We start from the raw sequence: 24,905 nt of genomic DNA, 5'->3' as shown, positions 1-24,905 counted from the left end.
TTGAAGAGAGCAGGCCTGCGGTCGCAGCTACCGGCGAACTACTGATCCCGAACTCGCTTGATGGTCGACAATGGAAGCGTCTTTCCTACCGCAGCTTTCGCGAAACTGCGCCCGATGACGGCTTCGTCACCGCCTGCGGTTACAGCTTCAAAATTGACGCTCCAGCAATCCCTCAGTCACTCTCTCTCATTTTGGCGACACCTCATGGTCTAAGAGTACGCGTGAAAATGGTTTGCGAGGCGGCTATCAAAACCTAGAGTATTCTCGGATCACAATGTCGCGCAGCGCCACGGAAAAGTGATCAAAAAGGCCAAGTTATTGGAAAGTGGTCGTAACAAGAGGGAATTGTGGCAGGCGAAGGCGGATTCTGTGGGCGAACCAAAAGAGCTTGTCTAAGTGACCACGCGTGTAAATGGTTCGCGTGACCGCCGGTTCCGTCGAGGCAACAACTAAGCATCAAGCGGCTCAACGGATATCAGTTGATCAAAGGTCCACTCCTGTCCGTCGGAGCAGACCAATAGGACTTTTCCGTCACGGGTGAGGGTCTCTTGGGTGTCCCAATAAACCTTCGTACCTCCATCGTACTCAGGGTCTGCAGTCTCTGGATCGATATATGAAATCCACGCTGTTGCGAGAACGGTTTCTGCCGTGCCGACTATACGTTTGCCATTCGGTGCCCTGTAGTTGGGTAGGCTCATATTTTGATTGAACCAATCGCGCTGGCCTCCATTACCTCACGGATTTGCGTCGGCGGCAATACGGCAATAGGGCACTTGCCATCGTGTCGATAGTGAAAGATCGCGGGACTTCAATAGAGAAGTCGGTCCATGAAGATCGAAGAGTGGCTCGACGCTGGGCGAATTTTTTCCAATTCGCCAAACCTACAAGGATTCTCTTTAAGTCGCCCAAAATGGGCGATTTCAGAGTGCTGTCCGCAAGCTAGGCGAACATGGTGCCGGTGCCAAGCCGACTTCGGGTAAAAACCAACCGGACATTACTACGACAAGAAGCGATTGACACCCTTTTAGTCGCGTGTTTTGCTATGATGTCAGACCAATTTGGCTTGCATGGTGTTATGACGAGAGCGACGTTATCCGCGACACTTCAACCACTGCCGACACTGGATCGCGCCCGGCAGGTGACTTCGGCGCTTGCGCATTATATCGCCGATGTTCAGCTCAAGGCCGGTGACCGACTGCCGGCAGAACGCGAACTCATGGCAACGCTTGCCGTCGGCCGCTCGACGATCCGGGAAGCCATCCGCCACTTTCAGGCGCTCGGCGTCATCGAAACGCGAAAAGGCAGCGGCACCTATTTGCTGCGGCCGATTTCTCCCGATACCGTGCATCTGCCGCTGTCGCTGGACACGACACGCCTGCGTGACGTGCTTTTGCAGACGCTGCAAGTACGCCGGGGCATCGAATGCGAGGCCGGCATGGTGGCCGCGCAGATGCGCACCGCTGATGATCTTGTGATCATCGAGGACAAGCTGGTGACGATGGAGACCGTGCATCTGGAAAAGGGCTCGTCCGGCCCGGAAGACCTTGCCTTCCATCTCGCCGTTTATGACGCCACGCATAATCCGCTGTTCCGGCAGATACTCGAGCAGATGCGCGAGAGTTTCGAGCATTTCTGGGCTTCACCCTTCGATCGCAAGGATTTTGCCCGACGCTCCTTTCCGTTTCACCGCACGCTTTTCGACGCCATCGCCGCCCAAGATCCCGAGGGTGCAAGGCGCGAGACATTGAAGATCCTCGCCGTCGTCGAGGAAGACATCAAGGAAATGTCCCAATGAACGAAATGTTCGATCCGTCGCAATTCGCCTCGCTGATTACCGCCCATGACGACGGAAATTTCGCCGATGCGGTCGTGCCGCCGATCTTCCAGACCTCGCTCTTCACCTTTTCCGACTATGACGAGATGATCGCTTCCTACCGCGGCGAAAAGGTGCGGCCGATCTATACGCGCGGCCTCAATCCGACGGTGCGCATGTTCGAGGAAATGCTGGCCAAGCTCGAAGGTGCCGAAGATGCGCTCGGTTTTGCCAGCGGCATGTCGGCGATCTCGTCGTCTGTCCTGAGCTTTGTCGAACCGGGTGACCGCATCGTTGCGGTCAAGCATGTCTATCCCGACGCATTCCGCCTGTTCGGCACGCTGCTGAAACGCATGAAGGTAGAGGTCACCTATGTCGACGGCCGCGACGAAGAAGCAGTCGCAAAGGCGTTGCCGGGGGCCAAGGTTCTCTATCTGGAAAGCCCGACAAGCTGGGTGATGGAAGCGCATGATGTCGGCACACTGGCGGCCTTGGCGAAAAAGCACGGCGTCGTGTCGATGATCGACAACAGCTGGGCAAGCCCGTTCTTCCAGCGGCCGATCACACTCGGCGTGGATCTCGTCATCCATTCGGCCTCCAAATATCTCGGTGGCCATAGCGATGTCGTCGCCGGTGTGGTTGCCGGATCGAAGGAAATGATCGCGCGGGTGAAGGCGGAGGCCTATCCCTATCTCGGCGGAAAGCTTTCGCCCTTCGATGCCTGGCTGTTGATCCGCGGCATGCGCACGCTGCCCTTGCGCATGAAGGCGCATCAGGATGCGGCGCTCACCATCGCGCGGCGATTGAGCGAACTCGACGTGGTGGAAACCGTCTGCCATCCGGGTCTGGCAAACCGACTGCCGGCAGGTCTTCACGGCACGTCGGGCCTGTTCTCCTTCATCTTCAAGGAAGGTGTCGATATCCGCGCCTTTGCCGATCATCTGAAACTCTTCAAGCTCGGCGTTAGCTGGGGTGGCCACGAAAGTCTGATCGTTCCGGGCGAAGTGGTGCTGCAGCAGAAGGCCCAGCCCAATTCCGCGCATACGTTCGGCATCCATGCGCGGTCCGTACGCCTCCATGTCGGCCTTGAGGGAACCGAGGCTTTGTGGAGCGATCTTCAGGAGGCAATCGCTGTCGCCTCATAACGCATGAAACCAAGACAACTGGGAGCAGGACAATGAAAACAATCATAACGACTGCAATTTTCGCCACTCTGATGGCAAGCAGCGCATTGGCCGACACGACATTGAAGCTGGTGGAAGTCATCACCAGCCCGGAACGCACGCAGACGCTGAAATCACTGGTCGGCAAGTTCGAAGCCGCCAATCCCGGCACCAAGGTGGAAATCATCTCTCTGCCCTGGAACGAGGCCTTCCAGAAATTCGCGACCATGGTGTCTGCGGGCGATACACCGGATGTGATGGAAATGCCGGATACCTGGCTTTCTCTCTATGGCAACAATGGCATGCTCGAAAGCCTCGAGCCCTATCTGGAAAAATGGCCGCACACCAAGGAACTAACGCCGCGCGCGCTGGAGCTTGGCCGTGACGTCAAGGACACCGCCTATATGCTGCCCTACGGCTTTTATCTGCGGGCGATGTTCTACAACAAGAAGCTGCTTGAACAGGCCGGCGTTTCCGCGCCGCCGAAGACCATGGACGAGTTCACCAAGGCGTCCGAAGCCGTCTCCAAGCTTCCGGGCAAATACGGCTATTGCATGCGTGGCGGCCCGGGTGGCCTCAATGGCTGGATGATCTTTGCCGCCTCGATGGCCGGCGACAACAAATATTTCACGGAAGATGGCACCTCGACCATGAACGGCCAAGGCTGGGCAAAGGGTATCGAGTGGATGGTCGATCTCTACAAGAAGGGCCTGGCACCGAAGGACAGCGTCAACTGGGGCTTTAACGAGGTCGTCGCCGGCTTTTATTCCGGCACCTGCGCCTTCCTCGATCAGGACCCGGATGCGCTGATCGCGGTTGCCGAGCGCATGAAGCCGGAAGATTTCGGCGTTGCGCCGCTGCCCAAGGGCCCGACTGGCAAATCCTTCCCGACGATCGGTTATGCCGGCTGGTCGATGTTTGCCAAGAGCGAAAACAAGGACCTGTCCTGGAAGCTGATCGAAACGCTGCAGAGCCCGGAAGGCAATATCGAGTGGAACAAGAAGATCGGAGCGCTGCCGGCCTATACGGCGGCAGAAAAGGATCCGTTCTACGCCGGTGACCAGTTCAAGGGCTGGTTCGAGGAACTGGCAGACAAGGACACCGTTCCGACCGTAATGCCGACCTTCCTCGAGGAATTCGCCTTCTTCAAGGATTCGCTCGCCATTAAAACCTCGCAGCAGGCTCTGCTTGGCGACATCACGCCACAAGAACTGGCCGATGAATGGGCGGCCTATCTGACCAAGGCACAGCAGAAGAACCTCTCCAAGAAGTAATCGACGCCGTGGCGGTGCGAGAGGATCGCGCCGCCACCCCGCCTTCCTTCATGAAATGACGGCGCAAATCCTGCGCCGCAAACGGGAAACTGTCTGATGTCCATGACCGCCGACGTCTATGACCGTCGCCAGGATCGCAGGCCGTGGCAAAAGCGCCTTGCCGATGCCTCGGAGCCTTATCTCTACAGCGCGCCGGCGCTGATCCTCATTATCGTCGTCATGCTGGTGCCGCTTGTCATCGGCATTTCCTACGCGTTTCGCGATATCCAGCTGCTCAATCCGTTTTCCGGCGGGTTCATCGGGCTCGAACATTTCGAGACGCTGTCGAAGGACAGGGCGTTTTATACGGCGTTGAAAAACACGCTGTGGTGGACGGGCGCCTCCGTGTTCTTCCAATTCGCATTCGGCCTCATTCTGGCACTTCTGCTCGACAAGCCGTTCATGGGCCGTGGTCTGGTTCAAGCACTGGTGTTTCTGCCCTGGGCGGTGCCATCCTTTCTCGCAGGTCTCAACTGGGCGTGGCTGTTCAATCCCGTGATCGGGCCGATCCCGCACTGGTTGTTCGATCTCGGCCTGATGAGTCAGCCGGGAAATATCCTGTCCGATCCGCAATATGCGATGTGGGGTCCGATCATCGCCAATGTCTGGTGGGGCATTCCGTTCTTCGCCATCACGCTTCTGGCAGCCCTTCAATCGATCCCGCGCGATCTTTATGAAGCCGCCTCCATCGATGGCGCCACATGGTTCCAGCGCTTCTGGTCGATCACGCTGCCATTCCTGGCGCCGACCATCGCCATCACCGTTCTGCTGCGCACCGTGTGGATTTCCAACTTCGCCGATCTGATCGTCGTCATGACCGGCGGGGGACCTGCCGACCGCACCCAGATCGTCGCCAGCTACATCTTCACCCAGGCCTTCAAGGCGCTCGATTTCGGTTATGCCTCGGCCATCGCGCTGGTGCTGCTGGTGCTGCTTCTGGCCTATTCGATGTTGATCATCCTGCTGCGGCAGACATTGCTGAACAAGGGGTGAGGGCCATGAAAACGTCGCTTCTTGCAACCATCGCGCATCGTCTGGCGCTATTCGGTTATATCGTCTTCGCACTCTTTCCGCTGTTCTGGCTGCTGAAGGTCTCGGTTACGCCCAATGACCTGCTTTATTCCGAAGGCGTGCGCATGTGGCCGTCGCGGACCACGTGGGAACATTATTCCTTCGTGCTGCAGCACAGCGCATTTCCGACCTTCTTCAAGAACAGCCTGATCGTCTCCAGCTCGACGGCCATCATCGTCACGGTTTGCGCGTCACTGTCCGGTTATGCGCTCTCCCGTTTCAATTTTCGCGCAAAATACTGGATCGTGGCGCTGATGCTGCTGACGCAGATGTTTCCGCTGGTCATGCTGGTGGCCCCGATCTTCAAGATCCTTACGCCACTCGGTCTCACCAACAGCCTGACAGGCTTGATCGTCGTCTACACCGCCTTCAACGTGCCCTTCGCGACCTTTCTGATGCAGTCCTTCTTCGACGGTATCCCAAAGGATCTCGAAGAAGCGGCGATGATCGACGGCGCCACGAAATTCACGGCGTTTCGGGAAATCATCCTGCCGCTGACGCTGCCCGGCATTGCTGCGACGCTCGGTTTCGTCTTCACCGCCGCATGGAGCGAGCTTCTGTTCGCGCTGATGCTGATCAACGGCAACAATGCCGCGACCTTCCCGGTCGGGCTGTTGACCTTCGTCTCCAAATTCTCGGTGGATTTCGGGCAGATGATGGCGGCGGGCGTGCTCGCGCTCATCCCGGCGGCTCTCTTCTTCCTGCTCATCCAGCGCTACCTCGTCCAGGGCCTGACGGCCGGCGCGGTCAAGGGGTAATCTTATGGCTTCGATCGATATCCAGAACGTCAAGAAGGCTTATGGCCATGTGCAGGTGCTGCACGACATCGACCTGCAGATCAGGGACGGCGAGTTCGTCGTGCTGGTCGGCCCGTCCGGCTGCGGCAAGTCTACGCTGTTGCGCATGATTGCGGGGCTGGAAGGTGTTACCGGCGGTGAGATGCGCATCGACGGCAAGCGCGTCAACGAGCTGCATCCGAAGGACCGCGACATCGCCATGGTGTTTCAGTCCTATGCGCTCTATCCGCATATGAACGTCGCCGGCAACATGAGCTACAGCCTGAAGCTCCGTAAAACGGCCAAGGAAAAGATCGCTGCTGCTGTTGCCAGTGCCGCATCCAAACTCGGGCTCGATCCGCTGCTCGACCGCCGACCGAAGGCACTCTCCGGTGGCCAGCGCCAGCGCGTCGCCATGGGCCGCGCCATCGTGCGCCAGCCCAAGGCGTTTCTGTTCGACGAACCGTTGTCGAACCTCGATGCCCGCCTGCGTGAGCAGATGCGCGCCGAAATCAAGAAAATGCATGGCGACCTCAAGGCCACCTCAATCTATGTCACCCACGACCAGATCGAGGCAATGACCCTGGCGGACCGGATCGTTGCCATGCATGGCGGGGTGGTCCAGCAGGTGGGGGCTCCGCTGGAGCTGTACGACCGTCCCGCCAACCTCTTTGTTGCCGGTTTCATAGGCTCGCCGGGCATGAACTTTCTCGACGCGATCTATTCCAACGGCAATGTGACGCTGAAGGATGGAACCGTGGTTGCCCTCCCGGCGCCGCTATCGCTTGGCGATGGCGCAAGAGTGACGGTTGGCGTCCGACCCGAGCACGTGGTGATGGGCGGGGAGGGCGCCGGCATGGCGGCGAGCGTCGATCTTGTCGAGCCGACCGGCTTCGGCATCATCCTGCACCTGTCGCTGCACGGTCTGGCATTCAAGGTGTTTACGCTAGACCGCGCCGCACTCTCCGCAGGTCCCATGGTCCATGTCAGTTTCCCGCCGCAACATATGCATGTCTTCGACGAAAATGGGGAGCGGTGCGTTTCGCGCCAATAGCGCTTGGTCAGTGGCTGCGGGTACGGACATTTCTGCCTGCTGCCTGCTGCCTGCTGCCTGCTGCCTGCTGCCAGCTTAGCTTATGTCGCTTTCCCGCAAAGCAGCGAGTGCTCCGTTTCCAGATCAAAGAGATGCATCTGGTTCATGTTGATGGAGACCGGCAGCATTGCTCCGGCTGTAACCGGAATTTCACTGTCGAGGCTGGCGCAACATATGTCTCCGGCAACGTTGAAATAGACCATGTTGGTCGACCCAAGCGGTTCGACCAGTTCGACATTGGCATGGAAAGGTACCCAGCCGAGCCGCTCCTGGCTGCCGGAAATGGCTTCGGGGCGAATACCGAACGTGACGTCTTTTCCGCCGGCGGAAGCGAACCGGGATCTCCTGGCTTCCGGAATGGCAAGACGGGTTCCGTCCTTCAACTCAACAAAGAGGCTTGTCCCCTCCACAACGAGTTTCGCGGGCTGGAAATTCATCGATGGCGATCCGATGAAACCGGCAACGAATTTGCTCACCGGGTTGAAATAGAGTTCCTGCGGCACGCCCTGCTGCTCTACCAGCCCCTTGTTCATCACCACGACCCGGTCGGCCATGGTCATGGCTTCGATCTGGTCATGCGTCACATAAACGGTCGTGGTTGGCAGCAGATTGTGCAGACGTTTGATCTCCGTCCTCATTTTCACCCGCAGTTTTGCGTCGAGATTGGACAGAGGTTCGTCGAAAAGAAAAACCTTCGGATTGCGAACGATGGCGCGGCCCATTGCGACGCGCTGCCTCTGGCCGCCGGACAGTTGGCCCGGCCGGCGCTCCAGAAGTTCGGTGATATGGAGCGTCTCGGCAGCCTGTGCGATCCGCTTGTCGATCTCGCTTTTCGACAGGCGCTGCTGTTCGAGGCAGAAAGCGATGTTGTCGCGAACCGTCATATGCGGATAGAGCGCGTAATTCTGAAACACCATGGCAATATCGCGTTTGCCCGGCCCAAGACGGTTGACGACCTGATCGTCGATGACAATCTCGCCGCCGCTTATATGTTCAAGCCCGGCGATCATCCGGAGCGTGGTCGACTTGCCGCATCCGGAGGGTCCGACGAAGACGACGAATTCCTTGTCCTTTATATTCAGGTCGATGCCACGGACTGCATCGTAGATACCGTAGGATTTGGTGACGTTGCGAAGTTCCAAACGCGCCATGTGTTTCTCCTATCGTTCCGCCAGCCAGACCTGCATCGCGCCTGCGTCGCGATTGGCCCAGAGATGGTAAGGGATGGCTTTGAAACGCCGCGGCCTGAAAGCGGCGGGGCTGTTTCGATAAAGCCCTGCCTTCCAATCCTCCACCTGCGCTTCCATCGCCTCGCCCTCCAGCACGACTGCACCACCCAGTAGCTCCTGATCGAACCGTGCTTCAATCAGGCCGGAAGCGGACAGGCGAAGCCGCTGCGGCTCCATGCCGATATCTGTTTCTTCGATGCAATAGACGACAGGCCCGCGCTTCAGTGCAACCCGGTCCGCATCTTCGCCCACTGCCGGATGGGCGTAAAGCCGCTCGACCGGCATGTCGAAGGACAGCCTGATTTCATCGCCATCCGCCCAGGATCGGCGGATCGTCGCATACCCTTTTTCGACAATGCCGTCGGCATCAAGGGGCACGCCGTTGATGCTGATTGTCCAACTGCGGCACCAACCGGGGATACGAAGCCTGATGGAAAATTCCGCTTGCCAGGTTAGGCCAAGCTGGATCCTGACGTCGCCGTCCCAGGGATAGAGAGTTTCCTGTTTCAGGCGAAGATAGGTGTTTCCAAGATCCAGTTCGGCCGTGTTTGCGCCGTAGAGATGAACCGCGAGTTCCTCGGCCTTGCCTGAATAGAAATATTGGCCGAGCGAGGTGATCATGCGGGCGATATTGGTCGGGCAGCAGGGGCAATAATGCCACTTCCAGCGGCGGTGCTGACCATGGCTTTCCAGCACGTTTTCATAGAAATAATGCTCGCCATCGCGGGATATGCCGGAAAGCGCGCCATTGAAGAGCACCGTTTCCAGCGCATCGGTGAATTTTGCGTCGAGATCGATCTGGGCCATGCGATGGCTCCAGAAGCCGAGCGCTACGGCGGCGCAGGTTTCCGCATAGGCGGTTTCGTTCGGCAGGTCGTATTCGCGGGTAAAGCCTTCATTGGAGGCGGATGGCCCAAGCCCACCCGTCACATAGAGCTGGCGGCTCGTGAGATTGTCGAAAAGCCGGTCGCAGGCCTGCTTAAGGGTCGGGTCGTCGTTTTCATGGGCGAGATCGGTCATGGCCGAGAACAGATACATGGCCCGCACCGCGTGACCGACGACCTGCGACTGCTCGCGCACCGGCCGATGTGCCTGGCTGTAGGCGTAGGTCTTGTAGACATAATCAGCCGGATCCTCACCGCGAAGCCGTGCTTCCTCGTCATAATAGGATGGTATCTGGCCGCGCTCGTTGATGAAATAGGTCGCGAGCTTCAGGTGCCGGGGATCTTTTGTGATCCGATAGAGCTTGACCAGAGCCAGTTCGATTTCCTCATGGGCATCGTAGCCGCGCAGTTGGCCCGGTTCGGAGCCGAAGGTTGCGCCGATGTGATCTACGGCGCGGATCATCACATCGAGGAAGCGGCGCTTGCCGGTCGCCTCGTAATAGGCGACGGCACCTTCCAGCAGATGGCCCATCGAATACATTTCGTGCAGGTCGCGTAGATTGGTCCAGCGCTTGTCAGGCTCGCGGCGAATGAACCAGCTATTGAGATAGCCGTCCTCCATCTGCCCTTGTTCGAGCTTCTCGACGATCGCGTCGATCTGTGCTTCGAGTTCGGCGTTCGCGGTATTTTTCAGAGTGTAGCTGGCAGCTTCGATCCATTTGCCGAAATCGGAATCGAAGAAATGCTGCATCGAAAGCCCACTGGGCTGGATCGGGCGCGCAAGCGGTGCCGGTGGCTTGTCGAAGTCCAGCACTTCGAGGAAACCTTCCTCTCCAAGCCGCATATGCTGCGTCGGGACCGTCGTCTTGCGAACGGTTTCCGACCAGCTTTTCCAGAAACCGTCCTGAAAGTTTACGTGGTGGTGTTCGATAGGTACGAGCCTGTCGAAATGGCGTGCGACATCGGTAGCCGGCTTCTTGAGGGAGGACGACATTAAAACTCCTTTCGCATTGAACTGCGGCTTATTTGACAGCGCCGGCGGTAAGGCCGCGCACGTAGTAGCGTTGAAGGGCGAGAAAGAGCAGGATGCAGGGGATCATCGTGACGGTGATGCCCGCCTGTAGCGCTCCCCAGTCGATGATCCCGTAGATGCCGGAGGAGACGTTCACTAGCATGATCGGCAGGGTGAACTTGTTCTGATCCGAGATGAAGATCAGCGCTGCGAGGAACTCGTTCCAGGAATTGAGGAAGGCGAACATCGCAACGGTTGCGACACCGGGAAGTGCCAATGGCATCAGGATGCGCCGTAGCAGAGTCCATTGCGAGGCACCGTCGATACGGGCAGCTTCGACCAGCGCGGCGGGTATCGCATCGAAGGCGTTGCGCATCATGAAGATCGAAAATGGCAGCTGGAATGTCGTGTAGACAAGCACCAGTCCCAGCAAGCTGTTCTGCAGACCCAAAAACTTCAGGATGAGAAACAGCGGTGTCAGGATGGACTGGAACGGGATCATCATCGTGGCCATGACCAGAACGAAGATCAGCGATTGGCCGGGAAAGCGGAATTTCGAAAAACCGTAACCGGCAGGCACCGACACCAGTATGGTGAGCATGATCGTGCCGGCCGCGAGCAGCAGCGAATTCATTGCGTAGATATGCCAGCCGGCGCCGACATCTTCCAGCCGCCGATAATTCTCCAGCGAAAAGGCCTTCGAGAAAAGCGCTACCGGATTGGCAAGCGCTTCCGCTGCCGGCTTGAAGGAACTAGCCACGGACCAGACAATCGGCATCAGGAAGATGATTGCCAAAAGCAGGGATACCAGAAGGAAGGTGACGTGTCCGATACGCTCCGAAAACGGCCTGCCGGCTGCAGCATTCGCATGTGTCATCGGCCTTCCTCCGGGCGGTGGCGCATGAAGCTGAGCTGGATGGAGCTGATGGCAACGAGAACCACCAGCAGTGCGAAGGAGAGGGCGGATCCGTAACCCAGCCGATAGGACGAGAAGGATGCTAGGTAAATGGAGAACACGGCGGAGATCGTGCTATTGCCGGGGCCGCCCTGGGTGATGATGAAGAACTGGTCAAAGGCGAGCATCGAGGATGTGATGTTGAGGATCAGTGCCAGAAGCAGCGAGTTGCGCATCAGCGGCAGGGTGATACGGCGAAACCGGCTAAACACGCTGGCGCCGTCGATCTTGGCAGCCTCGATGACCTCGGCGGGTATGCTCTGCAATCCGGTGAGCAGGATGACCATGGTGAAACCTGCTGTCTTCCACACGACCATCAGAATAATCACGGCGAGCGCCGGCCAAAAACTTTCGAGCGGGCGAGGTGCTGCATCGACAACGCCGAGGCTGAGAAACAGGCGGGAAAAAACGCCGTTGTCAGGGTTGAGCAACCATGTCCAAAGCGTCGAGGCGGCACCGAAGCCGATGACGACGGGCATGAAATAGATCGTGCGGAAAAAACCGGCGCTACGGAGCGGGCGGTCGACCAGCAAAGCGAGCGGAAAAGCCACTGCCATGATCGCTGCGGTAACCAGCAGCGTGTAGAGAAGGGTAAATCCCAGTGAGGACCAGAGTTGGCTGTCGCCCAGAAGTTCCGCGTAGTTTTCCAGGCCGATGAACTTTTTCCGCCCCAGAAGCGGCCAGTGATAGAAGCTCATCCATACGGTCATCAAAAGCGGGATGACGAACAATCCAATGATGAACACCATACTTGGCGCGATGAAAAACAGGCCCAGCCAGCCATGCGGTTCGCGGCTGCCGCCCAAGGCTGAGACAGGGCGCGCGACCGCGCTCGGCAGTGTGGTCTCTACCATTCAATCCTCGTCGTCATTTTATCAGGCTGTCGGTGCCTATGGTGGAGCAGGTGGATTTCGGCTGCCTGCTCGCTCATGCGTCAGGGATTCGTCCGCTCGAGAATCTTGGTAAAGTCATCCTGCGCCTTCGAGATGGCTGCATCCACATTGCCATCGAAGATGCTCGACTGGACAAGGTTCAGGAAGGGGCCGGTCCGGCTAACGAAAAGCTCATCGGAGGAGAAGGTATAAGGCGTGCGTGCCTTCGTCAGGATCTCGTAGGAAACAAGGTTTCGCTTGTCGAATTGGGCATAGGCATCCGCAGCGAGATCGGTGCGCGATGGCATGCCGGATTCCTTGGTGATGAACACCTGCTGTTCCGGCTGCATGTAGAAATCGACGAAGTCGAGCAGAACCTTCTTCTTCTCTTCGCTGATGCCGGCAATCAGTGCCAGTGTGTCACCACCTGCAAAGCTTGAGGCGCCATCCTTCGGTCCGGGTATGGGAGCAACGTTGAATTTCACATCCGGATATTTGGCGGTCAGAAGATTGACGATGTAGGAGCCGGTCATCAGCACGCCAACCTTTCCGGAGGCAAATGCCTCCACCGCGTTGTTGCCGTTGCCGGAGCGCGATGTCGGGTGGATGGCGCCGGCCGTCCACATATCGCGATAGGCCGCGATCGTTTCGCGCATGGCCGGTGTATCGACCGTCGCCTCACGACCGTTTTCGCTCAGTATATCGGCCCCGGCCGCCCACTGGTGCGGCAGGAAGTCATAGATCAGCCAGCTTCCGGAATTTGCGACGAAATAGAAGCCGTAGGTATCGGGTCCAAGCGCTCTAACCTTTTTCGCGTCTTCTGCAATTTCCGTCAGAGAGGCAGGAGCCTTGTTCGGATCAAGGCCTGCTTTTTCGAAAAGGTCGGTATTCCAGGCGATGATCGACGCGTCAGGCAAGGCGGGGACGCCGTAGATCTTGTCATCATATGTGGCCAAACGAACATGAGACGGGCTGAGCGCATTTGCATAAGGCAGCCCCTTCACGAAGTCGGTAATGTCTTCGAGGCTCTCGTTGGCGGCAAAAGTTGGCAGGTAGATCAGATCCAGGACCACGCCTTCCGGCGGTGCCCCGCCGGCAATCGCGGCGCCGAGCTTTGGCACCATCTGTTCCGCCGTGATTTGGGTGACGATGATCTTGTCGTCGTGCTTGGCGTTGTACTGCTCGGCAAGCGACTGCAAGACAGCGCCGGACGAGATGCGAACCCAGAGATTGACTTCCTCGGCGGCAGCAAAAGAGGTTGTCGCAGCAAACGTAATTGCTGCGAGCGCAAGGCTAGCTTTATGCATCACGGTTCCCTTTTTCTATTGTTCGTCGCACTTTCCCGATGGACGTGAACAAACGGTAGGGCGGATTTTTTTGCCTGTCGACAATTTTGAGTTCGTTTTTTGCAAAAACGTTTTTGCAGATCTGAAATCGCTTGAGAAATCGTTTTTGCAGGCCCATTCTTGCGGAATGTTAAAGCCGTTATCTCATCGAAAACGAACACTTCGCGATGTCGCGAAGGCGGCTGGTGTCAGCTTGTCTACGGCCTCAAACGCACTGAACGGTGTTGGCCGTGTCAACGCTGAAACGAGTGAACGTATCAACAGGATTGCTCGGGACGTCGGCTTCAGGCCCAATGCGCTGGCGCGAAGCCTGCAGAGCAAGCGCAGTTCCACGATCGGCATGCTGACCAATGATACATACGGGCGGCTCACGCTTCCCATGGGAGCAGGGGTCTCGGAAGTTCTCGTTGATCAGGGCGTGTCAGTCTTTCTCTGCGCCACCAACAACAACCCCCGTCTTGCACAGCTTCACCTGCAGGCGCTTCTCGACAAGCAGGTCGACGGCATCATCTTCACCGCAACGCGACTGGATCTCGAGCAACCTCGGGAGCTTCTGGCATTGCCTATTCCGGTGATATACGCCTTTGCCGAAGGTCCTCCGGGTAGCGTCAGTTTCGTGCCCGACGATGAGCATGGCGCACGCCTGGCGATGGAGCGCTTGAGGAAATCCGGCTGTTCGCGCATCCTTCATATCACCGGTCCGAAAGACTATCTGGCTGCCAGACTCCGCGCAGCCGCCTATTGCAATTTTGCCGAAGCCTGTCGGGAACCGATGTTCGGAGACTGGTCCGAGGAGTGGGGACATGAGGCAATCGCCCGGCTGGTTTCAGACGGAGACCAATTGCCCGACGGTATTTTCTGCGGCAACGACGAGATCGCCAGAGGCGTCATCGATGCCCTGCGTGATCGCAGTATTCTTGTGCCGAGGGACATATCCGTCGTCGGTTTCGATAATTGGGAAGTCATTTCGCGGCAAACCCGGCCGCCCTTGACCACTGTCGACATGGAACTCATGGAACTTGGCCGGCAGGCGGGCTTGGCCATGCTGAGCATTACCAGAGGTGAGGCTATTGAACCTGGAACCCGCCGCTTGCCCTGCCGATTAGTCGAACGGCTCTCAACGGCGAACAAGGCGAATGAATACTAGCAGGCTTCGCCGAAACCCAAGAAACGGCAAAAAGCCGTCACTGATATAATTGGCGCGAACTGCTCGGTGCACTCGTGTCAGGCCACAAGCCTTGTTACGTTTTACATGATCCGAACAGGAGAGCTCTGTCGAAGCCGACTTAACTTTATCGCTAGGGGCAATGTCGCGAAACAAGTCCAACTAGCGAAGTCCGTTCTGCGCCTGGACATAGCTAAGGCTACGTGACGGTGAGCGCAAGGCTGGGTCGAATGGATTGATCCGGCGCCCGAGTTCGCGAGCCTCGGCCGAGAGAATATCCACCATCGCCTGCAATCTCTCGCCTTCGGCGCGTTCGGCAAGCGTACCGACGCTCAAGGCCGCGACCGCCGTGCCGTTCGCGTCGCAGACGGGAACGGCGACGCCCGCCATGCCTGGAATGAGACCCGCATTAAAGCTGACGAAACCCTGTTCGCGGGCATTGGCGAGAAGAAGTCGGAAGCTTGCCTCGTCGAGATGGCTGCGATCGAGCAGACGCGGCATGTTGAACCGGATAACGGCTTCCCTTTCCGCTTCCGGCAGGTTGGCGAGGATGGCGGTACTGCCTTGGCCGATGCCGAGCGGCACCTTTCCGCCGATGTCGCCGGTGAAGGAACGGATCGGGAAGGGGCCTTCGACACGGTCTAGGCAGACCGCATCATAACCGCTTCGCACGAGCAGGAAGATCGTGTCCGTCAGGGTTGACGATAGGCGAAGCAGTGCCGGTCTGGCCAGCTCGCGCAATCCGTCGGAGCGTCCGGCACGGGCTGCCATCACGAAAAATTCGAGACTGAGACGGTAGCGTTTGCCGCCGGACACTTGTTCGACGAACCCCTCGGCCACCAGATCTTGCATGGCGCGATGGGCTGTCGGCTGGTTGCAACCCACTTCCTTTGCCACATCTATCAGCCGCACCCCGGCAGCATCTGCCGCGCCAAGCGCCTTGAGGATGATCAGCGTGCGCCTTGCGCTTGAGATCTGGTGAGTGTCTTCATCCATTAAATGTAATCCGGATTGAGCTGATCTTCCATAAATTTCATATAATGGAATATTTCAATGATAATTTTCCTAATTGGAATTTTTTATTGACCATAGGCAGTTTTCTACTGTCTCCTTCGCCTGGGAACGAAATTAGAGAAAGCGCGAAAACTGGCGCAACTGGAGTGGACATGAGCTTTCTGACGCTCAATTCGCTGTCGAAAATCTATGGCAATTTCACCGCTGTCGATGCGGTCAATCTGGAAGTCAGCAAGGGCGAATTCGTATCGCTTCTGGGGCCTTCCGGCTGCGGCAAGACCACGACGCTGCAGATGATTGCAGGCCTCGCCGAACCATCGGCCGGCTCGGTCATGCTCGACGGGCGCGAGATCACCCGCGAGAAACCGAACCGCCGCGGGCTAGGCATTGTATTCCAGACCTATGCGCTCTTTCCGCATATGACGGTGGCGCAGAATGTCAGCTTCGGGCTGGAAATGCGCAAAGTCGGCAGAGCCGCGCGCGATCGGCGGGTGGCCGAAGCGCTGGCGCTGGTCAAACTCGACCAATTTGCCGATCGTTATCCGCGCCAGCTTTCCGGCGGTCAGCGGCAGCGCGTCGCAATCGCTCGTGCCCTTGTCATCGAACCGCCGGTGCTGCTGCTCGATGAGCCATTGTCCAATCTGGATGCCAAGCTGCGCGAGGAAATGCAGTTCGAGCTTCGGCGCATCCAGCAGACGGTCGGCACGACGACGATCATGGTGACCCATGACCAGGGAGAGGCGCTGTCGATCAGCGACCGTGTGGTTGTCATGGAACACGGAAAGATGACGCAGGCGGATGTGCCGGCGGCAGTTTATGATAATCCGGCGACGGAGTTCATCTCCTCCTTCATTGGCAAGATGAACAATATTCCCGGTATAGCACTCAGGCTTGGCATCCAGTCTTCCGGCGTCATCCTGCCGGCAACGGACTGTCCCGCCACAGAGGGCGAGCCGGCCATCCTGTCGCTTCGCCCCGAGCGGATTACCATCGTGCCGGCGGGCCAGGGGCATCTGCACGGAGTGGTCAGTGCAAGGTTCTTTTTCGGCAGCCACTGGCTGTTCAACGTCGATACGGCGGTCGGCCAGATCATCGTTTCCTGGCCGAATACGGATGGCTCATTGCCTGCATCCCAGGGACAGCCCGTTGGGCTCTCTTGGTCGCCGGAAAGCGCGCGTGTCTCGGCCCGGACACAGGAGACTTCGAGGATTGACGCATGACGGCGCAGACATCCTCGACGCCGTGGTTCCTGTCTTTCCCCGGCCTGATCTTCTTTCTCGGCATGGTGGTTCTGCCGCTGACGCTGACTGCGGTGCTTTCCTTTCATGCCTATGATTTCAATATAGGTGTGCTCGACAGCTACACGCTGTCGAACTACACGACGGTTCTCTCCGACCCCTATTTTCTTTCGATCTTCTGGCGAACGTTGAGGATCGCCTTCGTCACCACGGTTCTGTGCGTCGTCATCGGCGTACCGGAAGCCTACATCCTGTCGCGGATGTGGAACCCGTGGCGGTCGATTTTCCTGCTCGTCATCATAGGTCCGCTGCTGGTTTCGGTCGTTGTGCGCTCCTTCGGCTGGAGCATGCTGCTCGGTTCGACGGGGTTGATCTCCAAGGCCAGCATCATGCTCGGTCTTGGCCCGGTTCGCATTCTCTACAGCGAGGCGGCGATCGTGATCGCGCTGGTGCATGTGATGCTGCCGTTCATGATCATCCCGGTCTGGACGGCGATCCAGAAGCTCGATCCTGGGCTTGAACCGGCCGCATGGTCGCTCGGCGCCTCGCGTTTCACTGCAGTGCGACGGATCATCCTCCCGCAGATTTCGCTCGGCGTTCTTTCCGGCAGCCTGATCGTTTTCGGCCTTTCTGCAAGCTCTTTCGCCATTCCTGGCCTGCTCGGCGGGCGGCGGCTGAAAATGGCGGCGACCGTCGTCTATGACGAATACATGCACGAGCTGAACTGGCCGCTCGGCGCCGCCATTGCATTCATCGTTCTCGTAGCCAACCTTCTGATCATGCTGGCCTATAACAGGATGATCGAGGCCAAGGCGCGCAAGGTTCTGGGCTGAGGGGGCAGGATATGGATCGCAACGGACCAATCGCCCTCATCTTTCACACGCTCGTCGTATGCTTCATGCTGGCACCGCTGGTGATCATCTGTCTGGTCGCCTTCACGCCCGACAGCACGCTCACCATCCCGACGACAGAGTTTTCGCTGCGCTGGTTCAAGGCCGTGTTCGTCCATCCGGACTTCATGGCATCCTTCTACAACAGCCTGTGGCTGGCGACGCTTGCGGCAACGATTGCCGTGTTGATCTCGCTTCCGGCCGGCATCGCGATCTCCCGCTACGAGTTTCCGGGCCGCGGTTTTCTCAACGGCCTGTTCTTGTCGCCGCTGATCATTCCGCATCTGGTTCTCGGCGTCGCTCTTCTGAGATTGTTCACGCTGATCGGCGCAACGGGCAGCTTTGGGTGGCTGGTGGCAAGCCATGTCGTTGTCGTCACGCCCTATGTGCTGCGGCTCGTGATGGCGGCGCTCACAGGCATCGACCGCAATGCTGAACAGGCAGCACTGACGCTCGGTGCCGGGCCGCTCACGGTGTTCCGGCGGATTACCGTGCCGATGATCCTGCCCGGTATTACCGGAGGCTGGCTGCTCGCCTTCATCAACAGTTTCGACGAATTGACCATGTCGATCTTCGTCACCTCACCCCAGACCGTCACGCTGCCGGTCAGGATGTACATGTACGCGACGGAATCCATCGATCCGATGATGGCAGCCGTTTCCGCGCTGATGATCGCCCTGACCGGTATCGCCATGCTCGTGCTCGACCGGGCGTTCGGACTGGACCGTATTCTTGTCGGGCAGAAGTGAACGAAAATGCCGCTCCTGCATCGCGTTGCGCGACAGAATGAAGTTCCGATCAGTTTCTCGCTGAACGGCAAACCTTGCGAGGGACGGCACGGCGACACGCTGCTCAGCGCCATCCTCACCGTGGACGAACGGCTCAGGCCCAGCGATTTCAGCCATGAACCGCGGGCCGGTTTCTGCCAGATGTCGGCCTGCCAGGATTGCTGGGTCACACTCACAAGCGGTGAGCGGGTGCGTGCCTGTTCCACCCCGCTCGCGGAAGGCATGCAGGTGATCACCCAAGCGATCACTGGGGCGGGAGAGGCCGCATGAGTGACGCTTTAAAAGATCGTGCCCAACCTCTCATCGTCGGCGCCGGACCGGCCGGTATCCGTGCCGCAGCCACACTTGTTGCAGCCGGGCTTCGGCCGATCGTCGTCGACGAAGCGCCGGCCTGTGGTGGACAGATCTATCGCCAGCCTCTCGTGCCGGATGGCCGCGATGCGAGGGCGCGGTATGGTTCGGAAGCGCCCAAGGCCGAGCGACTGCATGGAGAATTCGCCAATCTGCATGGCAAGCTCGATTACCTGCCCAACACGCTGGTCTGGAACCTGTCGGACGGCATTGCCGATGTGGCGACGAATGGCGGGCATCGCCGGGTTGCCCATGATGGGCTGATCCTTGCCACCGGGGCGATGGACCGCATCCTGCCAGTGCCGGGCTGGACCTTGCCCGGCGTGTTTTCGCTTGGAGGTTCGCAGATCGCCTTGAAGGCGCAGGGCTGCGTCATCGGTTCGCGCGTCGTCTTTGCCGGCACTGGGCCGCTGCTTTATCTCGTTGCCTGGCAATATATGAAGGCGGGCGTGACGGTGGCGGCGGTGCTGGATGCTGCGCCGTTTACTGCGCAGATGGCGATGATGAAGGCCTTGCCGAGCTTTCCCGCCGTCGTGCTGCGCGGCACGCGCTTCGTTGCCGAGATGATGATGAAGGGCGTCGCCTTCCATTACGGAATCAACAAGCTTCGCTTCGAAGGAACGAGCCGGGTCGAAGGCGTGTCCTTCGAAGTGCGCGGCAAACGCCGGCATCTTGCCTGCGACGGCGCGGGTTTCGGGCTTGGGCTGAAACCGGAAACGCAGCTTGCCGATCTTGCCGGCTGCCACTTCGCCTTCAATGAACGGGATCGCGTTTTTCTGCCGCAGACTGATGCCGCGCGCCGATCCAGCGTCCCCGGTGTCTACCTTGCCGGAGACGGATCCGGCATTGCCGGCGCAGACGCGGCGGAAATGTCCGGTGAAAGAGCAGCGCTATCGCTGATCGAGGATCGCGGCCTTGCTGTCGATCGGGGCCGGGCGGGCGTGCTTGAAAAAGAGCTCCGCCGAATCTCGGCCTTCCGCACCATCCTGGAACAATCCTTTCCTTTCCCGTCGCACTGGATTGCCGACCTGCCGGGCGACACGATGATCTGTCGTTGCGAGGAGATCGATGTTTCGGCCATTCGCGATGCCACCGATCATTTCGGCATTTTCGAGATGAACAGGTTGAAGGCGGTGAGCCGGGTCGGCATGGGCCGTTGCCAGGGGCGTGTCTGCGGTTCTGCTGCTGCCGAACTGCTCGCAGCCTCGACAGGCCGGCCGATATCTGCCGTGGGTCGCCTGCGCGGACAGGCGCCGGTGAAGCCGCTGCCCATGTCCTATGCCGCGATCGCGCCCACTATGAACGGGGAGGCCGCGGAATGAAGGTTGATATCGCTATCATTGGTGGCGGTCTTGTCGGTTGTTCCGCAGCATTGGCCCTGAGGCAGAAGGGCCTGTCGGTCGCCTTGCTCGAGCGCGGCTTCTGCGGCGCGCAGGCGAGCGGTGTCAATTATGGCGGTGTGCGCCGCCAGGGCCGGCCAATCGAACAGTTGCCGCTGGCGCAGCGCGCCCACGCGATCTGGCCGAAGCTCAGGCAACTGATCGGCATCGATGGCGAGTTTCGTCGCACCGGGCAGCTGAAACTTGCCCGCAACGAGCCGGAAATGGCCTCGCTCGAAGCCTATGCCAGGGCCACCGCCTCGACCGACCTGAAGCTTGAACTGCTTGGCGCCAATGCGCTTGCCGAGCGCTTCCCGTGGATCGATCGCGATATCGCGGTCGGCGCTTCGTTTTCAGCCGATGATGGGCAGGCCAATCCGCGCCTCGTGTCTGCCGGCTTTGCCGCCGCTGCAAGGCGGGCGGGCGCCGAAATTTACGAACAGACGCCGGTGCTTGGCGTTTCGAAGGAAGCCGAAGGGTTTCTCGTCGAGGCGCAGGGTGTACCGGCTATCCGCGCTACGCATCTGGTCAATGCCGCCGGCGCTTGGGCGGGGCCGTTTGCCGACACTTTCGGGGAGGGCGTGCCGCTTGGCCGCATCTATCCGTCGATGATCGTCACCGAGCCGATGAAAGTGTTCATGACCGTCAATACCGGCGTAGAGGGCGGCGAGGTCTATGCCCGGCAGGTGGAGCGCGGCAATTGCATCATCGGCGGCCAGCGGGGAGTTGCCCGCGCGGACAATTCCGATTTTTCCCGCCCGACGGATGTCGGCGTCACGACAGTGATGCAACGCGCAGCGCGGCTTTTTCCGTCGCTGAAACATGCCCATGCAATCCGGTTCTGGTCGGGAACGGAAGGGGCGATGCCGGACAAGAACCCGGTGATCGGTCAAAGCGGCACCACATCCGGCCTGATCCATGCCTTCGGTTTTTCCGGTGCTGGTTTTCAGATCGCGCCAGGGGTCGGCGAGGTCATCGCCGAGCTGATTACCACGGGTGAGACGACCACACCGATCGATGCCTTTTCGATCACTCGCTTCTTCGTCGACGCCGCCAAGGGCTCGGGCGCCGGCGCTCCACCGCAGAGCCCTCAATCAAGGGGAACGTGAATGATGAAATCCATCCATGCGGCACTCGCCGCCAGCATCGCATGCCTGACCGTTGCCGGTTCGGCCCATGCCGAAACCAAAACCCTTTATGTCGGGATGAACGGCGGCAATCTGGAACGCACGTTCACCCAGGCTGTCTTCCCGGCCTTCGAAAAGGCCAATGACGTGAAGATCGTCGTCGTGCCGGGCACATCCAGCGATATTCTCGCCAAGGCGACCGCTGCAAAGGATGCGCCGCAGATGAACCTGATGTTCCTCGACGATGGCATCATGTATCGCGCCATCGGCCTCGGCCTTTGCGAAAAACTCAAGGAAAGCCCGGAGCTTGCCGAAGTTGACAAGGCAGCCCGGATGAAGGACGACATGGCCGTCGGTGTCAACATGGGCATGACCGGGATCGCCTATAACACCAAGCTGTTTGCCGATAACGGCTGGGCCGCCCCGACCTCTTGGATGGATTTTGCCGATCCGAAATTTGCCGACAAGGTGGTCTTCCAGTCGGCCTCCGCCTCGTCCTTCGGCCTGCACGCCTTCCTGATGTTCAACCGCATCCAGGGCGGTGACGAAACCAATGTCGAACCAGGCTTCACGAAGTTCGGCGAGACGATCGGCAAGAACGTGCTCGAATATATTCCGAGCTCGGCGAAGATTTCCGAAATGACCCAAGCAGGCGAAGCGGCCATCTTCCCGTTGACCCCGACGGCGGTCAGCACACTCAAGGCCCAGAGTATTCCGGTCGAATACGCTCAGCCGAAGGAAGGCTCCGTGGTGCTGATGTACACGGCCTGCACGATCGCCAAGAACAACGAGCCGGAACTGACGCAGAAGCTTGCAGCCTATCTGCTGTCGGCCGATGCGCAGTCCGCGGCGCTCGATGCGGGCGATGTCTACCCGTCCAACCCGAAAGCTGTTGCCTCGACGCCGGAAGGCAAGGTGAAGCTTGATGCATTCCAGACCTACATGAAGACTGCCGTCGTTCTTGATTGGGATGCGATCAATGCCAAGCGCGCCGAATGGAACAGCCGCTGGAACAAGATGATCGAACAATGAGCCGTTCGTCCTGACCTTCATGTCGCCGGAAAGCTTTGCGGGAGCTTTACATCCCGATGGCGCTTTCCGGCGTCTTTTTGGATGCGCTTGTGGAGTGCCGCGTGAGCCTCGTCATCATCAGAAAAAACGCCCCGACGGCTCCCTGGCAGCAGGCATTCGCCAGTCAAGCACCCGATCTTGTCGTCCATGCCTGGCCCGAAACGGGGCCGCTGGAAGAGGTTGACTACGTGCTCTGTTGGGCACCGGGCGCCGGGGAGATTGCGCGTTACCCCAATCTCAAGGCGGTGTTCTCGCTGGGGGCGGGCGTCGATCATCTCCTGAGCGACGACACGATCCCGCTACATTTGCCGATCGTACGCATGGTCGACAAATCGATCACAGATGGCATGGTGCAATACGTCGTCATGGCGGTGCTCAACCATCATCGCCGCATCGATGAGATGCGTGCGAACCAGGCTGCAAAGATCTGGCAGAAACTCGATCTCTCAAATCCGCAGATCGGCATCATGGGCATGGGCGGTCTCGGCAAGGCTAGCGCCCGGGCGCTGGCGGCGATGGGATACAGGGTTCGCGGCTGGAACCGAAGCGGGCGGCCGGTTGAAGGTTTAGACGTTTTTGGCGGAGCGGGTGGTCTTAAGTCCTTCCTGGCTGAGACCGATATCCTGATCAGCCTTCTTCCGCATACCGAAGAAACGATCGGCATCCTCAATCGAGAAACATTCGCAGCGTTGAGGCAAGGTGCCTACGTCATAAATGCCGGGCGTGGAGAACAGTTGGTCGAGGAGGACCTGCTGAGAGCGTTGCGCAGCGGCCAGATCTGTGGCGCCATGCTCGACGTATTCTGCAAGGAGCCATTGGCTGCAGACCACCCTTTTTGGGGCGAAGAGAGGGTTACTGTGACGCCGCACATTGCCAGTTGGGTCGATCCCGCCGCCGGTACGGCGCATGTTCTGCGCGCGATCGAAGCTATCAAGCATTGCGAGATTCCGGAGGGTCAAGTTGATCGAACCGCCGGTTACTAGCCCCTCTCAACGAATACGGGCAGGGGTCTCCTAAGAGCAGAGCGGAACCCAAGCGGCCCGTATCGACAGATAATTTTACAGAGGCCGAACTTCTATGTCGAGGTATCGAAAGTGATGCCTGCTGATTGATGCTTGTTACCATAAGCAGCTCATTAGAGAGTAAGGCATTTACGCCATCTGTTCATGATTATTTTGCTGTCAATGATTGACTAATCGGTGAAGTATAAATTCCCATCGCTTTTTCAAAATAACCTTTTTCGACTCCTGGGAATTAAAGTGTAGATTATTTTTTTATTTCCTTTATTAGTTTTGCAGGGGAGAAGGAATATGCGTGTTTCAGTATTTCTTGTGAGTGACAGCACGATCGTTGCTTGTGCCATGGCACAAGCCATAAGAACTGAGTTTGCGCATGTCTCACACTCTCCTTCCTTCTCAAGCGTGGCGGACCTGGTAATCGACTGGGACGACACTGTCGTCATCATCGACGCGGTCAATCCGAAAGAACTGGTTGCGCAACTCAATCGTGACAACGACGCCGTCGACACATCGCACATTATCGTCTTGATGCGGGCAAACCAAAGTGTCGACGAGTATCGATCAATCATCGGCAAAGTGGGAGCGTTGCTGCCTGATGGTGCCTCGCTGCAGGAAATAGCGCTTGCTGCGCGCATCGTTCGTCATGGGATCACGCTATTGCCGACGGTTGCCGTTGCGGGCTTGGGACATTCCGGCGTCGCCGACGACATGAATGCCCGGGCCCTTGAGGGATGCTCTTTTACAGATCGCGAACATGCTGTGCTCGGACTGATTTCGAAGGGTGCTAGCAACAAGGTTATCGGCCGAAAACTGGATATCACAGAAAGCACCGTTCGCGTCCATGTTCGGGCCATCCTGAAAAAGCTCGGAATGCAGAATCGCACCCAAGCGGCGCTTTATGCCGTGGGTCACAAGGGCATTCAGGTTGGCTCGGATCTCTTCCGGCCGGCAACAACCGTAATGTCGGCTATTTGCGGCTTTGTTGCCGTCAATCTACGAACATTCATGCCCGAATTCACCCAAACGCTCCTACTCCAGGCATCGATTATCGCCTGAGCATGCGTTTCCCGCGCCGCTCGGCGCGATTGCGGGACAACCATCCCATCTGTCTTATCCCGTTTGAATTATGGTTGTTCGAATTCAAGACGTGAACAGGATCTTGCTATTGCCGTCGGCTTCGGTTCCGCGCTTGCGGCGTCTCAAAGGTCTCCAGATAGCCCCATCCTTGGCGAGCCTGCCGCTTCAGCTCAATAGATGCTCTCTTTTGCCCCGCTGCGACTGCCAGTGGGGCTTTGCCCGGTTTCATTCAGAAATTGGCGTTTCGGGTAGGGGCTGC

At 58.5% G+C, this 24,905-nt stretch carries 22 protein-coding genes; 16 read left to right on the top strand and 6 right to left on the bottom strand.

Going from position 1 to position 24,905, the window contains the following annotated elements; all coding sequences use genetic code 11:
* The first annotated feature begins 1,075 nt into the window (after window positions 1-1,075).
* The 6 genes from GGE33_RS14770 to GGE33_RS14745 all read left to right on the top strand — a co-directional run bounded on the left by GGE33_RS14770 (window position 1,076) and on the right by GGE33_RS14745 (window position 7,190).
* Complete coding sequence (locus tag GGE33_RS14770) at window positions 1,076-1,795, top strand: FadR/GntR family transcriptional regulator (protein ID WP_183824283.1); 720 nt, start codon at window positions 1,076-1,078, stop codon at window positions 1,793-1,795.
* Window positions 1,792-2,958, top strand: coding sequence for a PLP-dependent transferase (locus GGE33_RS14765; protein ID WP_183824279.1), 1,167 nt, complete (start codon window positions 1,792-1,794; stop codon window positions 2,956-2,958). Before GGE33_RS14770 ends, GGE33_RS14765 begins: the two co-directional genes overlap by 4 nt.
* Before the next feature lie 32 nt (window positions 2,959-2,990).
* On the top strand, window positions 2,991-4,250 hold the full coding sequence (locus GGE33_RS14760; protein WP_183824277.1) for an ABC transporter substrate-binding protein: 1,260 nt from the start codon (window positions 2,991-2,993) through the stop codon (window positions 4,248-4,250).
* 96 nt (window positions 4,251-4,346) lie between these two features.
* Window positions 4,347-5,282, top strand: a complete 936-nt coding sequence (locus GGE33_RS14755) for a carbohydrate ABC transporter permease (protein WP_183824274.1) — start codon at window positions 4,347-4,349, stop codon at window positions 5,280-5,282.
* A gap of 5 nt (window positions 5,283-5,287) precedes the next feature.
* Window positions 5,288-6,118 (top strand): carbohydrate ABC transporter permease, encoded by an 831-nt coding sequence (locus GGE33_RS14750; RefSeq protein ID WP_183824272.1) that lies wholly within the window; start codon window positions 5,288-5,290, stop codon window positions 6,116-6,118.
* Between the two features lie 4 nt (window positions 6,119-6,122).
* Complete coding sequence (locus GGE33_RS14745; RefSeq protein WP_183824269.1) at window positions 6,123-7,190, top strand: ABC transporter ATP-binding protein; 1,068 nt, start codon at window positions 6,123-6,125, stop codon at window positions 7,188-7,190.
* Between the two features lie 80 nt (window positions 7,191-7,270).
* Here GGE33_RS14745 and GGE33_RS14740 read toward each other — a convergent pair whose 3' ends face one another.
* The 5 genes from GGE33_RS14740 to GGE33_RS14720 form a co-directional block, all read right to left on the bottom strand.
* Window positions 7,271-8,380 (bottom strand): ABC transporter ATP-binding protein, encoded by a 1,110-nt coding sequence (locus GGE33_RS14740; protein WP_183824266.1) that lies wholly within the window; start codon window positions 8,378-8,380, stop codon window positions 7,271-7,273.
* Between the two features lie 9 nt (window positions 8,381-8,389).
* The gene (locus GGE33_RS14735; protein ID WP_183824264.1) at window positions 8,390-10,336 is read right to left on the bottom strand and encodes a glycoside hydrolase family 127 protein; all 1,947 of its coding nucleotides are present in this window, start codon (window positions 10,334-10,336) and stop codon (window positions 8,390-8,392) included.
* Window positions 10,337-10,364: 28 nt separating this feature from the next.
* Window positions 10,365-11,231: a carbohydrate ABC transporter permease gene (locus tag GGE33_RS14730; protein ID WP_183824261.1), complete on the bottom strand. Its 867-nt coding sequence runs from the start codon at window positions 11,229-11,231 to the stop codon at window positions 10,365-10,367.
* Window positions 11,228-12,163 (bottom strand): carbohydrate ABC transporter permease, encoded by a 936-nt coding sequence (locus GGE33_RS14725; RefSeq protein WP_183824258.1) that lies wholly within the window; start codon window positions 12,161-12,163, stop codon window positions 11,228-11,230. Before GGE33_RS14725 ends, GGE33_RS14730 begins: the two co-directional genes overlap by 4 nt.
* A gap of 80 nt (window positions 12,164-12,243) precedes the next feature.
* The gene (locus GGE33_RS14720; protein WP_183824255.1) at window positions 12,244-13,488 is read right to left on the bottom strand and encodes an extracellular solute-binding protein; all 1,245 of its coding nucleotides are present in this window, start codon (window positions 13,486-13,488) and stop codon (window positions 12,244-12,246) included.
* Window positions 13,489-13,654: 166 nt separating this feature from the next.
* Between GGE33_RS14720 and GGE33_RS14715 the strand changes: the two genes are divergently transcribed.
* Entirely contained in the window at window positions 13,655-14,674 is a 1,020-nt protein-coding gene (locus tag GGE33_RS14715; RefSeq protein ID WP_183825534.1) for a LacI family DNA-binding transcriptional regulator, read from the top strand.
* A 180-nt stretch (window positions 14,675-14,854) separates the two neighbouring features.
* On the opposite strand, the gene GGE33_RS14710 is transcribed toward GGE33_RS14715, so the two are convergent.
* Window positions 14,855-15,688: an IclR family transcriptional regulator gene (locus GGE33_RS14710; RefSeq protein ID WP_183824252.1), complete on the bottom strand. Its 834-nt coding sequence runs from the start codon at window positions 15,686-15,688 to the stop codon at window positions 14,855-14,857.
* A 170-nt stretch (window positions 15,689-15,858) separates the two neighbouring features.
* Between GGE33_RS14710 and GGE33_RS14705 the strand changes: the two genes are divergently transcribed.
* From GGE33_RS14705 to GGE33_RS14665, 9 genes are all read left to right on the top strand, one after another.
* Window positions 15,859-16,926 carry an ABC transporter ATP-binding protein gene (locus GGE33_RS14705; protein ID WP_183824249.1) on the top strand — a complete coding sequence of 356 codons (1,068 nt, stop codon included), beginning with the start codon at window positions 15,859-15,861 and terminating at the stop codon, window positions 16,924-16,926.
* Window positions 16,923-17,777: an ABC transporter permease gene (locus GGE33_RS14700; protein WP_183824246.1), complete on the top strand. Its 855-nt coding sequence runs from the start codon at window positions 16,923-16,925 to the stop codon at window positions 17,775-17,777. Before GGE33_RS14705 ends, GGE33_RS14700 begins: the two co-directional genes overlap by 4 nt.
* 11 nt (window positions 17,778-17,788) lie before the next feature.
* Window positions 17,789-18,583, top strand: coding sequence for an ABC transporter permease (locus GGE33_RS14695; RefSeq protein WP_148144726.1), 795 nt, complete (start codon window positions 17,789-17,791; stop codon window positions 18,581-18,583).
* A 6-nt stretch (window positions 18,584-18,589) separates the two neighbouring features.
* Window positions 18,590-18,892 (top strand): (2Fe-2S)-binding protein, encoded by a 303-nt coding sequence (locus tag GGE33_RS14690; RefSeq protein ID WP_183824243.1) that lies wholly within the window; start codon window positions 18,590-18,592, stop codon window positions 18,890-18,892.
* Window positions 18,889-20,295, top strand: coding sequence for an FAD-dependent oxidoreductase (locus GGE33_RS14685; RefSeq protein ID WP_183824240.1), 1,407 nt, complete (start codon window positions 18,889-18,891; stop codon window positions 20,293-20,295). The genes GGE33_RS14690 and GGE33_RS14685 overlap by 4 nt, the downstream gene beginning before the upstream one ends.
* Window positions 20,292-21,461: an NAD(P)/FAD-dependent oxidoreductase gene (locus tag GGE33_RS14680; RefSeq protein ID WP_183824237.1), complete on the top strand. Its 1,170-nt coding sequence runs from the start codon at window positions 20,292-20,294 to the stop codon at window positions 21,459-21,461. Before GGE33_RS14685 ends, GGE33_RS14680 begins: the two co-directional genes overlap by 4 nt.
* Before the next feature lie 3 nt (window positions 21,462-21,464).
* Entirely contained in the window at window positions 21,465-22,511 is a 1,047-nt protein-coding gene (locus tag GGE33_RS14675; protein WP_148144769.1) for an ABC transporter substrate-binding protein, read from the top strand.
* Between the two features lie 101 nt (window positions 22,512-22,612).
* Complete coding sequence (locus GGE33_RS27505; RefSeq protein WP_183824234.1) at window positions 22,613-23,533, top strand: NAD(P)-dependent oxidoreductase; 921 nt, start codon at window positions 22,613-22,615, stop codon at window positions 23,531-23,533.
* A gap of 327 nt (window positions 23,534-23,860) precedes the next feature.
* Entirely contained in the window at window positions 23,861-24,625 is a 765-nt protein-coding gene (locus GGE33_RS14665) for a LuxR C-terminal-related transcriptional regulator (protein WP_183824230.1), read from the top strand.
* Window positions 24,626-24,905: the final 280 nt, after the last annotated feature.

It is taken from the genome of Aliirhizobium cellulosilyticum, assembly GCF_014198105.1.
GTDB classification, from domain to species: Bacteria; Pseudomonadota; Alphaproteobacteria; order Rhizobiales; family Rhizobiaceae; genus Neorhizobium; species Neorhizobium cellulosilyticum.
The sequence above is the reverse complement of the archived record's forward strand: the minus strand, read 5'-3'. Positions and strand labels throughout refer to the sequence as shown.